Genomic DNA, 16,873 nt, shown 5'->3' with positions numbered 1-16,873 from the left:
CACGGCTCCGGATCGGGGCACACCGCGTAGGTCAGGACGATCTCGCCGCCCGGTTCGTAGCGCCAGCTCGTGGAGTGCACGACGGTGGCCGGATCCGCGGCGGCGACCCCGCTGAGCCGCCGGGCGGCCTCGTCGGGGCTTTCGCCGCGCTCCGGATGGGTACGTGCATGCCGGTAGGACCAGCGATTGCCGGAGCCTGCCCTGAGCATCAGCGTCTCCACCGAGACCACGTGTCTTCCCGTCACCGCCACCAACTTACTGCCATTCACATGCAGGTACGTCCCATGCGCATTCGCGCTCCGCTCTTGAACAGCCCGGCCGGCCCGGCTGTAGTCGATGAGGTGCGAGAGAGAGGCCGACAGGCATGCCCGGTTCGCTGGTGCTGATGGGGTCGGGGGAGACGAGCCCGACCATGGTCGAGGTCCACCGCGCCGCGGCGCGGAGGCTGCCCGCCGGGGCGCGGGCCGTACTGCTCGACACTCCCTACGCCTTCCAGGAGAACCGCGCCGACATCTCCGCCCGCGCCTGCCGCTACTTCGCCCGCAGCGTCGGCCTGGACGTCGAGGTGGCGGCCGGCGTCACCGGCGCCGACTGGGTGTTCTCCGGCCCCGGCAGCCCCACCTACGCACTCGACAGGTGGGCCGCCTCGGGCGTGGCCGGCGACCTGCGGGCCCGGCTGCGCGCCCGCCGGGGGGTGACCGTCCTCGCCTCGGCCGCGGCCTGCACGGCGGGCCTGGCCACCGTGCCGGTCTACGAGATCTACAAAGCGGGCGCCGACCCCCACTGGCGCGCAGGACTCGACCTGCTGGAGCCGCTCGGCCTGCGGGCCGTGGTGATCCCCCACTTCGACAACGCCGAAGGAGGCACCCACGACACCCGCTACTGCTACCTCGGCGAGCGCCGGCTCTCCCGCATGGAACGCGAGCTGCCGTCCGGCACCGCGGTGCTCGGCCTCGACGAGCACACGGCGCTCGTCATCGACCTCGCGAACGAGTCCGCGCACGTGGCCGGCAGGGGCGGCCTGACCGTCCGGCGGCCGGGCTCGTCCATCACCCTGCCCGCCGGCACCCGTACCGACCTCGGCGAGCTCCGGCGCCTGGTTGAGGGCGGCGCCGGCGTCACCGTCCCGACGCCGCCCGGCCCCGGACCCGCCGCTGTGCCCGCCGGGGCGACGCTGGAGGAGACCGCCCACGCGTGCGAACAACGCTTCAACGCCGCCGTCGCCGGGCCCGACATGGTGGCCGCCGCGCAGGCCGTTCTCGATCTGGAGGCCGAGATCGTCAAATGGGCCGCCGACACGGAGGAGGACTCCGGCGGGGTCGAGCAGGCCAGGGAGCTGATGCGGCTGCTCATCGCCCGGCTCGGCGAACCGGCCTCGACCGCTCGCCTGCGCGCCCTGGGCCTGAACGCCCTGGTGGAGCCGCTGCTCGCGCTACGCGCCCGGCTGCGCGACGAGGGCCGCTACGAGCTCGCCGACACCCTGCGTACGGCGCTGCTCGAAGGCGGGGTGGTCGTGGAGGACACCCCCGACGGCCCTCGCTGGACCCCTGCTTCCTGAGGTCACGATGTCCCGGCGGGGGCAGGCTAGCGGCGCGGGGGGTCGATGCGGGCGCCGTCCAGCGTGAAGATCATGACGCGGCTGAGGTCCACGCCCACCTTGGCGGGGTCGCCGGCACGCCAGACAGGGTGGTTGCCCAGCCGCACGATGAGGTCGGAACGGCGGTGGATGCCGCTGTTGGGGTGCTGGCCCACCCGTTCCTGCTCCTGGTGCTGCTCCGGCTGCGAGAACAGCCGTTTCACCAGCCCCGTCAGCCGCCCCGACCCGTTCTTCGAGCCGTTGACGCGGCGGGCCGGGTCCGGCGGCTCTGGCACCGGGGCGAACGACATCCCCGACTCCAGGTACGCCAGCCACTCGTGCCCGTGATATTCCAGCGCCCGTACCCGCCCGTAGAACGAGGGCCCGTCGTAGCTCTCCGGCACCGGCGCCAGCCCGTCGGGCCGCAGGCCGACCAGCACCTGCCCGCCGGTGTGCTGGGAGATCGCGTACGCCCTGGGATCGCTCCACGGCATCGTCAGCCGGTGGGGACCGAAGTCGAGCATGACGTACTGGTTCTGCGGCGTCCTGACATTGGCCGCCAGGAGGTTCAGCTGCTGGGAGTTGAGGAAGGCGGCCACGAAGGCCGTGGCTGGATCGTTGTAAATCTGGGCCGGGGTGCCGACGTCCTGGAGGACGCCACGGTTCAGGATGGCGATCCTGTCGGCCAGGGTCAGCGCCTCCACCTGGTCGTGGGTCACGTAGATCGTGGTGACGCCGAGCGACCTGACCAGGGCCGAGATCTCCATGCGCAGCTCGGTGCGCATGCCGGCGTCGAGGTTCGACAGGGGCTCGTCCATGAGGAACAACTTGGGCTGCCGGACGATCGCTCTGCCCATCGCGACGCGCTGTCGCTGGCCGCCGGAGAGGGTGCCGGGGCGGCGTTCGAGCGTCTCGTCGATGTGCAGTGCCTTGGACAACTCGGTGACGCGCTCGCGCACCATCGCCGGGTCGGACTTGGCGATCTCCAGAGGGAAGGCGATATTGCCGCGTACGGTCCTGTGCGGGTATAACGCCCCGCTCTGGAACACCATGGCGACGTCACGGTCGCGCGGGGCGAGGTGGTTGGCCATCTGGCCGTCGAGCCAGAGCTCACCTTCGGTGATCTCCTCCAGGCCGGCGATCATCCGGAGCAGGGTGGACTTCCCGCATCCGGAGGGGCCGAGCAGGACGAGGAACTCGCCGGCTTGCGCCCGCAGGCTGAGGCGGTCGACCGCGAGGTAGTCGCCCGGATACACCTTGGTCACTTTGTCGAGAACGACCGAGCTCATGGGCCCACACCTTGCGCGCGTGTCACCTGTGACGGGGGCTGATTGATGAGGTAGTACATCGCGCCCTAACGGTACATGTCCACCCTTGATGTAAAGAATCTCGTTCGATTGCGTTTCGGTCGGGGGTTATGGGCATCCCTAGGCGTTGATTTCCGATTGTTAGGGGTGTGGAAGGGCTTGCGTAAAGTTGCGGAAAGAGCTTTCATGGTCGAAACATACCGGGGGAGACTATGACCGCATGGTGGCGTGACGCCGTGATCTACCAGGTTTACGTACGCAGCTTCGCCGATGGCAACGGTGACGGAGTCGGCGACCTGATCGGCGTTCGCGATCGCCTGCCGTACCTGACCCGGCTCGGCGTCGACGCCCTGTGGCTGACGCCGTTCTACACCTCGCCCATGGCCGACTTCGGCTATGACGTGGCCGACTACCGCGACGTCGACCCCCTGTTCGGAACGCTCGCGGACGCGAAAGCGCTCATCGACGAGGTCCACGCTCTCGGACTGCGGATGATCGTCGACATCGTCCCCAACCACACCTCCGCGGCCCACCCCTGGTTCCGGCAGGCGTTGCGCGGCGAGGGCCGTGACCGTTACATCTTCCGCGACCGGCCGAACGACTGGGAGTCGATCTTCGGCGGCCCCGCGTGGACCCAGGTCGAGGACGGGCAGTGGTACCTCCACCTGTTCGACCCCTCCCAGCCCGATCTCAACTGGGACGACGACGAGGTGCGCGGAGAGTTCGAGTCGATATTGCGGTTCTGGCTCGACCTCGGCGTCGACGGCTTCCGGGTGGACGTGGCGCACGGCATGGTGAAACCGGAGGGCCTGCCCGACATCGGCCGCGGCGGCCAGGCCACGTTGGTCGGCAGGGAGCCGGTGCCCTTCTTCGACAACGACGGTGTCCACGAGATCCACCGCTCATGGCGGCGCGTGCTCGACTCCTACCCCGGCGAGCGGATCGGCGTGGCCGAGGCGTGGGCCCCCACACCCGAGCGGCTGGCCCGTTACGTGCGCCCGGACGAGCTGCACCAGGCGTTCAACTTCCACTACCTGTTCGCCCCCTGGGACGCCGCCGAACTGCGCGCGGTGATCGACGCCTCCCTCGCCACGGCGGGCTCCGTCGGCGCCCCCACCACCTGGGTGTTGTCGAACCACGACGTCAAACGGCACGTCACCCGCTACGGCAGCCTGGCCAGGGCCCGCGCCGCCGCGCTGCTCACGCTCGCGTTGCCCGGCTCGGCCTACGTCTACCAGGGCGAGGAACTGGGCCTGCCCGAGGTGCTCGACCTGCCGGAGGAGCTGTGCCAGGACCCGCAGCGGCTGCGCGACCCCGACAGCGGGCGCGACGGCTGCCGCGTCCCGTTGCCGTGGACGCGCGCGTACGGCTGGACCCGCCCGTGGCTGCCCATCCCCGAGGAGTGGGCGGACCTGAGCGTGGAGGCCCAGCAGGGCGTGGCCGGCTCGACGCTGGAGCTGTATCGTGCGGCGCTGCGGCTGCGGCGCGGCCTCGGCGGGGAGCTGGCCTGGCGCGACTCGCCCGAGGGCACGCTCGTCTTCTCCAGGGGCGCGTTCGCCTGCACGGTCAACCTCACCTCCGACCCGGTGGACTTCGAGGTCGACGGCGAGTTGCTGCTGGCGTCCGACGTCCCCGGCGCGCCCGATTCGGCGGCGTGGTGGAAAGTAAAGTGTCAGGCATGAACGGTCACGCTCGCCTAGCCGACATCGCCGCCCAGGCCGGGGTGAGTGAGGCCACGGTCAGCCGGGTGCTCAACGGCAAACCCGGCGTCTCGGCCGCCACCCGCCAGGCGGTCATGACGGCGCTCGACCTCATGGGCTACGAGCGCCCGCCCCGGCTGCGGCAGCGCAGCAACGGATTGATCGGCCTGGTGACGCCCGAGCTGGACAACCCGATCTTCCCTGCCTTCGCCCAGGCCATCGAGAAGGCGCTGACCCAGCACGGCTACACGCCGGTGTTGTGCACGCAGTTGCCGGGCGGAGCCCCCGAGGACGAGTTCACCGAGCTGCTGGTGGACCGGGGAGTCAGCGGCATAGTGTTCGTGTCGGGGCTGCACGCCGACACCACCGCGCGGATGGACCGCTACACCCGCCTCACCGACCGCGGGCTGCCGATCGTGCTGGTCGACGGCTACAGCGAGCACATCGACGCCCCCTTCATCTCGCCCGACGACCGCCTGGCCGCCCGGCTGGCCGTGCAGCACCTCGTCGACCTGGGCCACGAGCGCATCGGCATCGCGCTGGGGCCCCACCGGTTCGTCCCCGTGATCAGGAAGATCGAGGGTTACAAGCAGGCCATGGCGCAACTGCTCGCCACCTCCGACGTCGACGACCTGATCGCCCACTCGCTGTTCTCCGTCGAGGGCGGGCAGGCGGCCGCCACGCAACTGCTGGCCCGCGGCTGCACCGGCATCGTGTGCGCGAGCGACCTGATGGCGCTGGGCGCGATCCGCGCCTGCCGGCAGAAGGGCCTGTCGGTTCCGGCGGAGGTGTCCGTGGTGGGTTTCGACGACTCACCGCTGATCGCGTTCACCGACCCGCCGCTGACCACCGTACGCAAACCGATCGGCGCCATGGCCTCGGCGGCCGTGCAGACGCTGCTCGAAGAGGTCAACGGCGCCGCCCCCAGACACGTCGAGCTGATCTTCCAGCCGGAGCTCGTCGTCCGCGGCTCCACCGGCTCCGGCCCTCTGGTCAACCGGTGAACCGCGACCTTCTCGTCCTCGGCGGCGCCGGGGTCGACACCACGGTCTACGTGCCCGGGCTGCCGCTGCCCTACCGCGACACCTACCTCGTGCCGCCGGTCGTCGACCGCATCGGCAACACCGGCGCCGGCGTGACGCTGGGCTGCCACGCGCTCGGCCTCGCGGTCGCCTTCGCCGACCTGATCGGCGACGACCCGCAGGGCGCGCTGGTCCGCCGGGCGCTGGACGCGGTCGAGTGCCGCTGGGGCCGCGCGGAGGCGGGCACCCGGCGCAGCGTCCTGCTCGTGGGGCCCGACGGCCGCCGCACCTCGCTCCACGACGCGAAGGTCACGCCGGGGGAGCGCCTGGCGCGCGAGCTCTACGCGGACATACGTCCCCGGCACGTGCACGTGTCGATCATGGATTTCTGTCGCCACGCCCTCGGCGACTTCGGTGACGTCCCGATCTCCACCGACCTGCACGACTGGGACGGCGCCTCCGACTACCACAAGGACTTCGCCTACCGCGCCGACCTCGTGTTCCTGTCGGAAACCGCGCTGCCGGACCCGGCCGCCGCCATGCGCGACCTCATCGCGCGGGGGCGCGCCCGCACGGTCGTGTGCACGCGCGGCGCCCGTGGGTGCCTCGTCCTGACGCGCGGCTCCGGTGTGCGCGCCTTCCCGGCCGCGCCGCCCTCGGGGCCGGTGGCCGACAGCAACGGCGCGGGCGACGCGTTCGTCTCGGGCTTCCTGTACGGCACGGTGAACGGCAGGCCGCTGGAGGAGTGCGTACGCCTGGGGGCGATCGCCGGCGCGCACGCCTGCACGGTCACCGGCACGCACGAGTCCCCGATCACGGAGACGCTGCTGCTCGCGAGGTCCGCCGCTAAGTAATGTGATAGTACGATTGAGCCGTGCTCGATCTCGTACGCGGCGTCTCGCCGGTCCTGGAGGTGCCCTTCCACGACGACGGCGCCCTCGATGCCGACGGCTTCGTCACGGTGGCCGGCGAGGTGCTGGCCACGGGCGTCACCTCGGTCATGTTCCCCGGCTTCGCCGGCGAGGTGCACAAGCTCGACGACGCCGAGCGGGAGCTGCTCACCGGCCTGCTCCTCGACGTCACCCGCCCCCGCGACGACGTGGCCGCGATCGTCTCGATCCCTGACCACGCCACCTACCACGCCGTCACGCGGGCCGTACGCGCCGCCGAGCGGGGCGCCGACGCGATCAACCTGCTGCCGCCGCACTTCCTGGGTCCCTCGCGTGAGGCCGTGCTGGCGCACGTCCGCGCGGTGCTGGCCGCGGTGGCGCCGCTGCCGGTCGTCCTGCAGTACGCCCCGGCCCAGACCGGCACCGCGCTCGACGCCGGCACGCTGCGCCGGCTCGCCGCCGAGCACCCCAACCTGCGCTGGGTGAAGGTCGAGTCGGCGCCGCCCGGCCGGCTGGTCGCGGCGCTGGCGGAGGGAGAGCGGCCGCTGCCCGCCCTGGTCGGCTACGCCGGGCTGCACCTGCCCGACGCGCTGCGCCGCGGCGCCGTCGGCGTGCAGCCGGGCTGCTCGTTCACCGACCTCTACGTCGAGTTGTGGCGGCGCTGGGCGAGCGGCGACGAGGCCGGGGCGCTGGCCCTGCACACCCGCCTGCTGCCCTACCTGTCCTACTGGATGCAGGATGTGGAGCTCATCGTCGCCGCGGAGAAGGAGATCTCGCGCCGCCGCGGCTGGATCGGCTCGGCCCACTGCCGCGCCCCCGGCTACCGGCTCGACGAGGAGGAACACCGGATGATCGACCGGTTCGTCGAGGAGTTCGGGCTGGCGCCGGCATGACCGCCGGCCGGCGGTCGGCCCTTCAGGCGACCCCTGTGACGGGCAGCGGTGCGGCGCTGCAGGGCCTGCACGGGCAGGTGGTCGACAGGATCGGCGGTGCGCTCGCGGCGGGGGAGCTGCGCGCCGGGGAGGTGCTGCGGCTTGAGGACGTCCAGGAGCGCTATTCCGTCTCGCGCACGGTCGCCCGCGAGGCCGTACGCGTGCTGGAGTCCAAGCGGGTGGTCACCAGCCGCCCGCGCGTCGGCGTCACCGTGCGCCCGATGAGCGCCTGGAACCTCTACGACCCCCAGGTGATCCGATGGCGGCTCGCCTCGCCGGGGCGGGCGGCGCAGCTGCGTGAGCTGGCCGAGCTGCGCGCCGCGGTCGAGCCCGCCGCCGCGGCGCTGGCCGCCGGGCTCGCGGGGCAGGGCGTGCGCCGGGAGCTGATCGCCCACGCGCAGGCGCTGACGAGCGCGGCGCGCGACGGCGACAGCGAGGGGCTGGTGACGGCCGACGCCGCCTTCCACCGGGTGCTGCTCGCCGCGTCGGGCAACGGCATGTTCGCCCAGCTCGCCGAGGTGACCGAGGAACTGCTCAAGGCCCGGCGCGATCAGCTGCTGCTGCCCGAGCGGCTCGACACGGCCGCCGTCAGGCGCCACCTCGACGTGGCCGAGGCCGTCGCCGCGGGCCGCAGGGCCGAGGCGGCCGAAGCGGTGCGCTCGATCGTGGAGTCCGCCCGCGACGAGGTCGAACACCTGCTCGGCGGCCCTTAGGCGGGGTCCCGCTCGGCCTTGGCGGCGGTCTCGGCGGCCAGCCGTCCAGGGGCCGTGAACGGCCCTGACGCCATCGCCACGGCCGCCGCCAGGAACATGGCCCCCGCGATGACGAGCAGCGGCGCGTCGAACGAGCCCGTGGCCTCCTTGACCACCCCGATGAGCGGCGTGACGGCCAGGCCCGCGATGTTGGCGACGGAGTTGATGAGCGCCACCCCCGCCGCCGCGGCCACCCCCGTCATGAAGGACGTGGCGCTGCCCCACAACGCGGGCACGGCCGACCACGCGGCCCCCGTGGACAGCGCCAGCAGCGCGAACCCGAGCACGCCCGGCCCGGCCAGCACGCTGCCCACCAGCATCACCCCGGAGGCCGCCATCGGTACCGCCATGTGCAGCGCGTGCCTGCCCCGCCGGTCGACGCCGCGCGCCACGAGCACCATCGCCACCACGGCCAGCGCGTACGGCACCGCGGTCAGCAGCGCGGTCACGAAGTCGCTCGGCTCGCCGAACCCGCCCTGGATCACCTGAGGCATCCACAGGGTCAGCCCGATGCTGTTGAAGGAGTACAGGAAGAAGAACAGCGCCAGCAGCAGCACCCCGGGGCTGGTCAGCGCCTGCCGTACGGAGATCGCCCGCTGCCCGTCGATCTCCGCCTGCTCGCGCGCGAGCCGCTCGACCAGCCACGTACGCCCGCGCTCCGGCAGCCACGCGGCCTCGCGCGGCTCGTCGGTGAGGAACCTCAGCACGACGAACCCGAGCACGACGGCGGGCAGGCCCTCGACGACGAACAACCACTGCCAGCCGGCCACGTCGAGGAACCCGTCCATCTTCATGATGAAGCCGCTGACGGGCGCCCCGATGACGGTGGCCAGCGCGGCGCCGACGTAGAAGCGGCCCATCGCGCGGCCCCGGTGGCTGGCGGGGAACCAGCGAGCCAGGTACCAGATGATGCCCGGAGTGAAGCCGGCCTCGGCGGCTCCGAGCAGCAGCCGTACGATGATGAACGACTTCTCGCCCTGTACCAGGGCCATGCAGGCCGACACGATGCCCCAGCTGATCATGATGCGCGCGATCCAGCGGCGCGCGCCGATCCTGGCCAGCACGACGTTGCTGGGGATCTCGAAGATCACGTACGTGACGAAGAACATGCTGACCCCGAGCCCGAACTGCGCGGCGGTCAGCCCGATCGCCTCGTTCATGCTCAGGGCGGCGACCGAGACGTTCGACCGGTCGATGTAGGCCACGATGTAGCAGACGATGATCAGCGGCATCAGGCGGCCGGTCACCCGGCGCATGGTCTCTCGCTCCAGCTCGCCGACGCTCATCCCCGTGACCTCCTGTGCAACATATGCACACTGTGAACTAATGGTGCTACCATTACCCTGCTGCAGGGATTCGGTCATGTCAACACCGCTGTAAAGGGCAGAGCTTATGTCGCAGACCGTGAGCAGGGCGACCGCGATCCTCCGGCTGGCGTGCGGTGGCCCGCGCAGCCTCGCGGACATCGGCGACCGGCTCGGCGTGCACCGCACCACCGCCCTGCGTCTGCTCCACACGCTCGCCGAGTCCGGCCTCGTCCGGCGGCTGCCCGACGGCACCTGGGGCGCCGGGAACGGGCTCGCCGCGCTGGCCGCGCGCGCCGGCGGCCAGTTCGGGCTGCGCGACCTCGCCCACCCGCACCTCGCCGCGCTGCAGGAGAAGGCGGGCCACACCGTCCACCTGGCCGCCCTGCGGGAGAGCACCATCGTCTACGTGGACAAGATCTCGCCACCCGGCCCGGCGCGCATGTACGCCCGCATCGGTCGGCCCGTTCCGCTCCACACAGCGGGCGTGAGCAAGGCCATCCTCGCCCACCTGCCCCCCGCCCACGCCGACGAGGTGCTGGAGGGCTGGGAGTTCACCCCGTACACGCCCGCTACGCTGACCACCAGGGCCGCGCTCGACCAGGAGCTGCGGGCCGTGCGTGAACGGGGGTGGGCGGCCGATGAAGGCGAGTTCGAGGAGTTCGTCCACTGCGTGGCCGTGCCCGTGCGCAACGCCTTCGGCGACGTGACCGCGGCGGTCTCGCTCACCGCGCTGTGCGCCCAGGCCGACCGCGCCGCCCTGCACGCCCTGCTGCCGCCGGTGATCCGGTGCGCCGCGGCCATCTCTGAGCAACTCGGTTACCAGGAGGACCCACCATGACCGTCGCCGTCCACGTCGGCCCCGAGCCCGTGCCCGTCCTCGTCGAGGCCGTGGAGCGGGCGGGCGGCAAGGTCGTACCACTGGAGCAGGCCGAGGCGATCGTCTACTACGGCAGTGACGATCCCGCGGAGATCCGCGCCATGACGCACGGCGGCATCCGCTGGGTGCAGTTGCCCCACGCGGGCGTCGAACGCTGGGCGGACGCCGGGGTCTTCACCGAGCAGCCGGTCTTCACCGCCGCTGCCGGCGCCTATGGGCCCGCCGTGGCCGAGCACGCGCTGGCCATGATGCTGGCGGCCGCGCGCGGGCTGCACCGGCACGCCAGGGCCACCTCGTGGGGTCCCAACACCTCGAAGGAGTTCGCCGGCTCGACCGTCTCCATCGTCGGCCACGGCGGCATCGGGCGGGCGCTCATGCGGATGCTGGAGCCGTTCGGCTGCCGCGTTCTCGCGGTCACCGACAGGGGAGAGGCGCCGGGGGCGGCCCGGATCGTGCCGCGCGCCCGCTTCCGCGAGACGCTGCCCGAGGCCGGTTACGTGGTCGTCGCCGCTCCCGCCACCCCGCGGACCAGGGGCATGTTCGGGGCGCGCGAGTTCGGCCTCATGCGTTCGGACGCGTGGCTGGTCAACGTGGCACGGGGTGGGCTCGTGGTGACCGGCGACCTGGTGGACGCGCTGCGCGAGGGCCGCATCGGCGGCGCCGCCCTCGACGTGACCGACCCCGAACCGCTGCCGGACGGGCATCCGCTGTGGGAGCTGGACAACGTCCTGATCACGCCCCACTGCGCCAACCCGCGCGACGCCTACTGGCACGGCCTGGCCGAACGCGTCACCGCCAACGTACGCCGCTTCGCCGAAGGCGCCCCGCTCGAAGGCGTCGTCTCCCCGTCCCAAGGCTTCTGACCGAGCACGTCACCACCCGCTCCCACCCTCGCCACGACGCCGCCCGCCGCACGACGCCGCCGGGCGTGCGGGCGGTGCAAGGCCGCGTGCGGGCGGTCGCCGCTCATCCTGCGTCACGTGTGCGGGTAGGTGAGGCGGGCGATGGGCGGGTGTTACGGCGCGGTGGCGTCCGGTCGGCCGGGGAGGTTGATGCGGGCGCCCGCGCTCAGCCCTGAGTCGTGCACCTCGAGCCCCACGGGGGTGAGGCCCTTGTCCAGCTCGAACACCAGCGCGCCCGTGAACGTCCGCCCGGCCTCGATCCGGATCGGGGTGATCTCCTTGCCCGCCTTGTCGAGCAGCCGGGTGCCGGCGTGCAGCGCGTCGTCCTCGTCGATCAGCTTCTGCTGCCCGGGATAGAGCACCCGGGCGTCAGGGCCGACGTTCTCGATCTTGACGCCGATCCGGCAGGCCCGTGTGGCCGCCGACTTGGCGGGCTTGCCGCATGTCGTGCTCGTCACGGCGAACTTCAGCTTGCCGTCCTGCACGGGCCCGTCCGCGCCGGACGCGGGCGGCGGGCGGAACACCCAGGCCAGCACGGCCACCAGCAGCACGAGCAGCACCGCCGCCACGACCAGGACGGTCAGGCAGCCGGCGAACATGCTGCGCTTGCGCTTCGGCGGCCGGTAGCCCGGCAGCGGGCCCTGCCCGGTCACCGAGCCGGTCACCGCGCCGGTCACCGCGCCGGTCACCGCATGGTGCGGCGGCGCCTGGCCGGTCCGGCGGTGCGGCAGCGGTCCGCGCCCGGTGGTGAGCGGGCCGGTGTGCTCAGGGTGCGGCGTCTGCTGGCCGTGCGCGATGCGCGGCAGGGGTCCGGTCCGCTCGGGATGCGCCGGCCGGCCTTGCCCGGCCGGCGTGGGACCGGTGCGTTCCGCGGGCGGCGGAGGGTGCGGGCTCCGGCCCGAGCCAGGTGTGGGGCCCGTCCGCTCGGTGGGTGGCACGTGCTGCGGGCCGCGACCGGAACCTGACGTCGGCCCGGTGCGTTCGGCGGGAGGAGGTTGCCGTGGCCCTCCCACAGCGCCGGGCAGAGGGCCGGGCCCCGTGCGCTCGTGGTGAGCCTGTTGGGGCACCCGGCCGTCGGGGTGCCGTGCCTGAGCCCCATGGCCTCCGGCGTCGGGGTGTGGACCGCGCTGGGTCGCGTCGGGGTGCGGGCCGCGCTGAGGTGCTTCGGGAAGCGGGCCCTGGTGGGTGGACTCCGGGTGCGGGGTGCGGTGAGGGGCCTCGGGATGGCGGTGCGGCGATGGCGATCCGGGCGCGGCACGCTCGGGCGGCGGCCGGTGCGGCGCCTGCGGCATCAGCGGCCCGAACTCCGACGGGTTCCACGCGTTGGTCAGGTGCTTGGTCGCGGCCAGCTGCGCGGCCGGCTCGTCGGCCGCCTCCACCAGCTCCAGCAGCAGCTGCCTGGCCGCGGGCCGCCGCGCGGGGTCGGGGTGGATGGCCGCCGCCACCAGCCGGTCGAGAGGCGCAGGCAGCCCCCGGAGGTCGGGGGGCGCGGTGCGGGCCCTGGCCGCCATCACGTAGGCGTCGCCCTCGCCGAACGGATGCCCGCCGAGCCCCGCGTACGCGATGAGCGAGCCCCACGCGAACACGTCACCCGCCGGGCTCGTGCGCCCCTCGAAGACCTGCTCGGGAGCGATCCACCCGGGTGTGCCCATCACCATGCCGGCGTTGGTGTGCCGCGAGTCGACGTGCGAGGAACGGGCCAGGCCGAAGTCGATCACGCGCGGCCCCGCCAGCGTCAGCATCACGTTGGCCGGCTTGAGGTCGCGGTGCACCAGCCCCGCCGCGTGGATCGCTGTGAGCGCGGCGGCCACGCCGACGGCCGCCGCGTGCAGCACGGACGGTGACAGCGCGCCGTGCTCGATGAGGTGGTCCTCGAGGGAGATGCCGTCGATGTACTCGGTGACGAGATAGAGGCGGCCGCGGTCCTCGCCGTGGTCGAGCACCCGCGCCGTGCAGAACGACGCCACCTTGCGCGCGTTGGACACCTCTTCGTGGAAGCGCGCGCGGTAGACGGGGTCGGCGGTGAAGTCACGCCGGATCGCTTTGAGCGCCACCCGTGACCCGTCGGCGGCCTTGGCGAGGTAGACCACCCCCATGCCGCCGGAGCCGAGACGGCTGAGCAGCTCGTAGGGGCCGATCGCCGGCGGATCGTCCGGCTTCAGCGGAGAGCCAGCGGAGCGCCCCAACGTCGCCGTCCTCTCGCCGTCGTCATCCCGTCTCAACCCGAACCGATCCTCCGCCCCGGCCGGTCGTCGTGCAGCGACCCGCACCGTTCCGCCGCACGGCATCCCGTTTGTACCCAAGACTCTAACGGAGGAAGGGCCCGCTCGTTGGCCACTAGGCGTGAGCAGGCTTGCGGCGCGCGGGGCGCATCGTCACCCGCAGCCGCGCGAGATTGAGCGCGTAGGGGAGTGGCCGGTGCGGCGAGACGAGCCGCCCGACGGGCTTGGGACGGGAGGCGCGCAGGATGCCGGCCAGGAAGGCCGTGCCGACCGCGAGCGTCAGGTGCACGCCCTCGCAACCCGGCCTTGCCCACCACTCGCCGGCGGCGGTGCCGTCCTGCCAGATCTCGGGTGCGAAGGTGTTCGCGTACGGCAGGCGGGGGCTGCGCTGGTGGGCGGCCATCGGCACGAGGACGGTGGTGCCCGCGGGCAGGGTGGCGCCGTACCAGGAGGTCTCCATCGTGGTGACCCGGGTCAGCGCCGGCACGGGCGGCCACAGGCGCAGGCTCTCGCGCAGGCAGGCGCGCAGGTGACAGGGGTCGGCGCGGGCCGCCTTGCGGTGCGCAGGGTGGGCGGCGAGCAGGGCGAGGGTCTGCATGAGGCCGGGCGCGGTCACCCCGAGCCCCATCAGCCAGAACGCGGCCTGCATGAGCCCGCGCGACTCGGCCTGTCCGGGGTTCTCGGCGATCAGCCCGGCCAGGCTGCCGGGCTCGGCGCGGCGCAGGTGGTCGATGATCCGCGCGTCGTAGCGGCCCGACAGGAGCTGCTGGCGCCGCCTGGCCCGCAGCCGTCCCGCCCGGGTGAGGTCCGCCAGCAGCCGGGTCAGCTCCTCGTCGCCGGCCGCGCCGTCGCCGTAGACGCAGCGGCGGGCGACGCGCTGCCAGCGCGTGTCGAGCCGGGCGTAGTCCACCACGCCGTCGGTGAGTCCTTCGGCCTCCTCGCGGGCGATCTCGATGAACGCGGGGCGCAGCACGTCCGTCGGCAGGCTCAGGGGGCGGATCTCCACGGCCGGCGCGTACGCGTCGTCGTCCTCGGCCAGCACACGCAGCGCGTCCCGCTTGGAGATGACCAGCAGCGCGGAGCCGCGCGGGCCGCGGACCAGGACGGGACGGCCGCCGTACCGGGATTCGAGCTCCATCAGCAGCGTGCGGGAGCGCAGCAGGTCGCGCCCGGGGGCGAGGTGCGGCGTGCCGGGCGGTACGAGGGCGGACCGCAGGCGCAGGCTCTCCAGCGCGGTGGCCCTGGGCAGCCCCCTAGGCACGTGCGGCTCCCCGGGATCCGGCCGGCGCCCGCGAGTCCCGGGCCGCGTGGGCCCTGGGCCCTGAGCCCGCGGGCGCCTCCTGGATGGCCGGAGCGGGGAGAAAGTTCATATCCCGATGTGATCGCCGCAGCCTTGCCTTCGCAATCTGGGGTTTCGGTCACCGGAACGTCTGCGGCCCCGCGCGCCCGAGGTGTTCCGGTGGCCGGAACGCCGGCATCACGGCACGCGAAGCGGTTCGGGGCAGGGGGAGATCGCGGCCGAGATGGCCTGCGCAGCGCCGCGTACGGAGATGCCGAGCCGGGCGAGCTGGGCCGCGTGCGCGGGCGCGGCCACGCCGAGCGCCATGCAGACCGTGCCCGCGGGCCCGAACACGGGGGCGGCCACGCAGGCCACGCCCTCGGTGTACTCCTCCTGCGCGTACGCCACCCCGTGCCTGCGGACCTGGGCCAGCTCCCGCTCCAGCCCGGTCAGGGTGGTGACGGTGCGGCGCGTCCAGCGTTCGAAGGGGCCGCGCGCGATCAGCTCGTTGCGCAGCCGGGGATCGAAGGCCAGCAGCGCCTTGCCCGTAGCGGTGCAGTGCAGCGGCGCGCGGTCGGTGCCGTCGGAGCGTGAGCCGACGCGGTTGTGCCCGTAGAGACGCTCGACGTAGCGGGCCTCCAGGCCGGCGGGCACGGCCAGGTTCACGGTCTGCCTGGTGGCCTCGTACAGGTAGAGCAGGTACGGGAGCACCACCGCGCGGGTGCCCGGCACGAGGGCGCGGGTGGTGCCGGCCATCGTCTCCAGCACCTCGCCGGGCACGTAGACGTTGCCGACCCGCCGGGCCAGCTCGCGCGCGCACAACACGCCGAGGATGCGATGCGCGGTCGACTTGGGCAGCCCTGTGCTGCGGCACAACTCCGACAGGCTCACCGGGCGGGACGACGCGCTGAGCGCGAGGAGGATGTCGATCCCGCGCTCCAGGCTGCCCGGTTGCGCCGACCTGCGGTCGTCGGCGACGCTCTGCTCGTGGTCGGCGGTCTGTGTCGGCATGACTGTCCTTTCGCTTTCCGAGGAGCGAAAGGGGCTTCCCGGGGCCGCGTTTTGTGCATGCCTCGACCTACCCGGTTGACCGAAGGTTGATACACCGTCAGCTCAGAGTGATGATCTTCGCGTATTCAGAAAAAGGCCGCGTCGGGGGATTGTGCGGCCTTGTCCGGTCCGTGCGTCACCTTAGTGCGGCGGCCTCCGACGCGAGCTTCTCGACCCGGCCCCAGTCCCCCGCCGCCAGCGCGTCGGCCGGGGTCAGCCAGGTGCCGCCGACGCAGGCCACGTTCGGCAGCGCGAGATAGCCTGCCGCCGTGTCGGCCCGGATGCCGCCCGTCGGGCAGAACCGCACGTCCGGCAGCGGCCCGCTCAGGGCCTTGACGTAGGGCACGCCGCCCGCGGCCTCGGCGGGGAAGAACTTGAGCTCCTTGACGCCGCGCTCGGCGAGAGCCATGGCCTCGGACACGGTGGCCGCGCCGGGCAGATAGGGGACGCCGCTCGCGTCCAGTGCCTCGACCAGCGACAGGGTGGTGCCCGGCGAGACCAGGAACCGAGCCCCGGCCGCCACCGATGCCGAAATATCGGCAGAAGTCCGGATCGTGCCGGCACCCACGGTCGCCTCGGGCACCTCGGCGGCGATCCTGGCGATGGCCTCACGGGCGGCCGGCGTGCGCAGGGTCACCTCGATGACCGGCAGGCCACCGGCGACCAGCGCCCTGGCCAGCGGCACGGCGGTGTCCGCGTCGTCGATTACCACGACGGGGATCACCGGGGTGAGATCGAGCAGACTGCTCATACGTTCTTCTCCTCGTCGGCCCCGTCCGGGACCTTCCGTACTGAAATTTCCGGGCTTGCGTCACAGCGGGGCATGCCTCAACCCACCGGTTCCCTGCGCGCACCGGCTCAGCCAGGCCGCGGCGCCCGTCAGCGCCGGCTGCGGCGCGACGATCAGCGCCGTTCCGATCGCGGAAAGATAGTCCGCCATATCGGGATTGGCGATGAACCGCGTACGGAAACAGCCGGCACACACGCGCTCCACCATACGGGGCAGAACTCCACCACCCAGGTAGACCCCGCCCCTCGCCCCCCTGTCTCTTATACA

At 72.8% G+C, this 16,873-nt stretch carries 15 protein-coding genes; 8 read left to right on the top strand and 7 right to left on the bottom strand.

Features of this window, described 5'->3' with window-relative positions; genetic code table 11:
* The first annotated feature begins 364 nt into the window (after positions 1–364).
* Positions 365–1,558, top strand: coding sequence for a CysS/YqeB C-terminal domain-containing protein (locus tag GUY59_RS16150; RefSeq protein WP_138200585.1), 1,194 nt, complete (start codon positions 365–367; stop codon positions 1,556–1,558).
* A 26-nt stretch (positions 1,559–1,584) separates the two neighbouring features.
* Here GUY59_RS16150 and GUY59_RS16145 read toward each other — a convergent pair whose 3' ends face one another.
* Entirely contained in the window at positions 1,585–2,865 is a 1,281-nt protein-coding gene (locus GUY59_RS16145; RefSeq protein ID WP_132332709.1) for an ABC transporter ATP-binding protein, read from the bottom strand.
* 230 nt (positions 2,866–3,095) lie between these two features.
* Between GUY59_RS16145 and GUY59_RS16140 the strand changes: the two genes are divergently transcribed.
* The 5 genes from GUY59_RS16140 to GUY59_RS16120 are packed head-to-tail and all read left to right on the top strand — an operon-like array spanning position 3,096 to position 8,140.
* A complete protein-coding gene (locus tag GUY59_RS16140) occupies positions 3,096–4,565 on the top strand; it encodes a glycoside hydrolase family 13 protein (protein ID WP_138200584.1) in 1,470 nt (489 codons plus the stop codon).
* A complete protein-coding gene (locus GUY59_RS16135) occupies positions 4,562–5,587 on the top strand; it encodes a LacI family DNA-binding transcriptional regulator (protein ID WP_132332707.1) in 1,026 nt (341 codons plus the stop codon). The genes GUY59_RS16140 and GUY59_RS16135 overlap by 4 nt, the downstream gene beginning before the upstream one ends.
* The gene (locus tag GUY59_RS50720; RefSeq protein ID WP_138200583.1) at positions 5,584–6,459 is read left to right on the top strand and encodes a carbohydrate kinase family protein; all 876 of its coding nucleotides are present in this window, start codon (positions 5,584–5,586) and stop codon (positions 6,457–6,459) included. The genes GUY59_RS16135 and GUY59_RS50720 overlap by 4 nt, the downstream gene beginning before the upstream one ends.
* A 20-nt stretch (positions 6,460–6,479) precedes the next feature.
* Entirely contained in the window at positions 6,480–7,388 is a 909-nt protein-coding gene (locus tag GUY59_RS16125; RefSeq protein ID WP_138200582.1) for a dihydrodipicolinate synthase family protein, read from the top strand.
* Between the two features lie 35 nt (positions 7,389–7,423).
* Entirely contained in the window at positions 7,424–8,140 is a 717-nt protein-coding gene (locus GUY59_RS16120; RefSeq protein WP_252374907.1) for a FadR/GntR family transcriptional regulator, read from the top strand.
* Here the strand turns inward: GUY59_RS16120 and GUY59_RS16115 are convergent.
* Entirely contained in the window at positions 8,137–9,465 is a 1,329-nt protein-coding gene (locus GUY59_RS16115) for an MFS transporter (RefSeq protein WP_161714564.1), read from the bottom strand. The genes GUY59_RS16120 and GUY59_RS16115 overlap by 4 nt on opposite strands.
* Before the next feature lie 106 nt (positions 9,466–9,571).
* Here GUY59_RS16115 and GUY59_RS16110 point away from each other — a divergent pair, with 106 nt between their 5' ends.
* Together GUY59_RS16110 and GUY59_RS16105 are read left to right on the top strand one after the other, a co-directional pair.
* Entirely contained in the window at positions 9,572–10,324 is a 753-nt protein-coding gene (locus GUY59_RS16110; protein WP_138200580.1) for an IclR family transcriptional regulator, read from the top strand.
* Positions 10,321–11,226 carry a D-isomer specific 2-hydroxyacid dehydrogenase family protein gene (locus tag GUY59_RS16105; protein ID WP_132332702.1) on the top strand — a complete coding sequence of 302 codons (906 nt, stop codon included), beginning with the start codon at positions 10,321–10,323 and terminating at the stop codon, positions 11,224–11,226. Before GUY59_RS16110 ends, GUY59_RS16105 begins: the two co-directional genes overlap by 4 nt.
* Before the next feature lie 152 nt (positions 11,227–11,378).
* Here the strand turns inward: GUY59_RS16105 and GUY59_RS16100 are convergent, their stop codons facing one another.
* The 5 genes from GUY59_RS16100 to GUY59_RS16080 all read right to left on the bottom strand — a co-directional run bounded on the left by GUY59_RS16100 (position 11,379) and on the right by GUY59_RS16080 (position 16,870).
* A complete protein-coding gene (locus GUY59_RS16100) occupies positions 11,379–13,451 on the bottom strand; it encodes a serine/threonine-protein kinase (protein WP_161714563.1) in 2,073 nt (690 codons plus the stop codon).
* A 151-nt stretch (positions 13,452–13,602) separates the two neighbouring features.
* On the bottom strand, positions 13,603–14,748 hold the full coding sequence (locus tag GUY59_RS50715; protein WP_138200578.1) for a cytochrome P450: 1,146 nt from the start codon (positions 14,746–14,748) through the stop codon (positions 13,603–13,605).
* 216 nt (positions 14,749–14,964) lie between these two features.
* On the bottom strand, positions 14,965–15,777 hold the full coding sequence (locus GUY59_RS16090) for an IclR family transcriptional regulator (protein ID WP_138200577.1): 813 nt from the start codon (positions 15,775–15,777) through the stop codon (positions 14,965–14,967).
* A gap of 175 nt (positions 15,778–15,952) precedes the next feature.
* A complete protein-coding gene (gene eda, locus GUY59_RS16085; protein ID WP_138200576.1) occupies positions 15,953–16,567 on the bottom strand; it encodes a bifunctional 4-hydroxy-2-oxoglutarate aldolase/2-dehydro-3-deoxy-phosphogluconate aldolase in 615 nt (204 codons plus the stop codon).
* A 60-nt stretch (positions 16,568–16,627) separates the two neighbouring features.
* Entirely contained in the window at positions 16,628–16,870 is a 243-nt protein-coding gene (locus GUY59_RS16080; protein WP_330849168.1) for a glucokinase, read from the bottom strand.
* Positions 16,871–16,873 lie beyond the last annotated feature (3 nt).

This window comes from Nonomuraea sp. K271 (assembly GCF_009908215.1).
GTDB lineage: Bacteria > Actinomycetota > Actinomycetes > Streptosporangiales > Streptosporangiaceae > Nonomuraea > Nonomuraea longispora.
The sequence above is the reverse complement of the archived record's forward strand: the minus strand, read 5'-3'. Positions and strand labels throughout refer to the sequence as shown.

What these genes read in the sequence shown, in the direction of transcription:
- eda (WP_138200576.1), bottom strand. Translation starts at nt 16,567, where the DNA reads ATGAGCAGTCTGCTCGATCTCACCCCGGTGATCCCCGTCGTGGTAATC.
- GUY59_RS16150 (WP_138200585.1), top strand. Translation starts at nt 365, where the DNA reads ATGCCCGGTTCGCTGGTGCTGATGGGGTCGGGGGAGACGAGCCCGACC.
- GUY59_RS16090 (WP_138200577.1), bottom strand. Translation starts at nt 15,777, where the DNA reads ATGCCGACACAGACCGCCGACCACGAGCAGAGCGTCGCCGACGACCGC.
- GUY59_RS16140 (WP_138200584.1), top strand. Translation starts at nt 3,096, where the DNA reads ATGACCGCATGGTGGCGTGACGCCGTGATCTACCAGGTTTACGTACGC.
- GUY59_RS16145 (WP_132332709.1), bottom strand. Translation starts at nt 2,865, where the DNA reads ATGAGCTCGGTCGTTCTCGACAAAGTGACCAAGGTGTATCCGGGCGAC.
- GUY59_RS16105 (WP_132332702.1), top strand. Translation starts at nt 10,321, where the DNA reads ATGACCGTCGCCGTCCACGTCGGCCCCGAGCCCGTGCCCGTCCTCGTC.
- GUY59_RS16135 (WP_132332707.1), top strand. Translation starts at nt 4,562, where the DNA reads ATGAACGGTCACGCTCGCCTAGCCGACATCGCCGCCCAGGCCGGGGTG.
- GUY59_RS16115 (WP_161714564.1), bottom strand. Translation starts at nt 9,465, where the DNA reads ATGAGCGTCGGCGAGCTGGAGCGAGAGACCATGCGCCGGGTGACCGGC.
- GUY59_RS16110 (WP_138200580.1), top strand. Translation starts at nt 9,572, where the DNA reads ATGTCGCAGACCGTGAGCAGGGCGACCGCGATCCTCCGGCTGGCGTGC.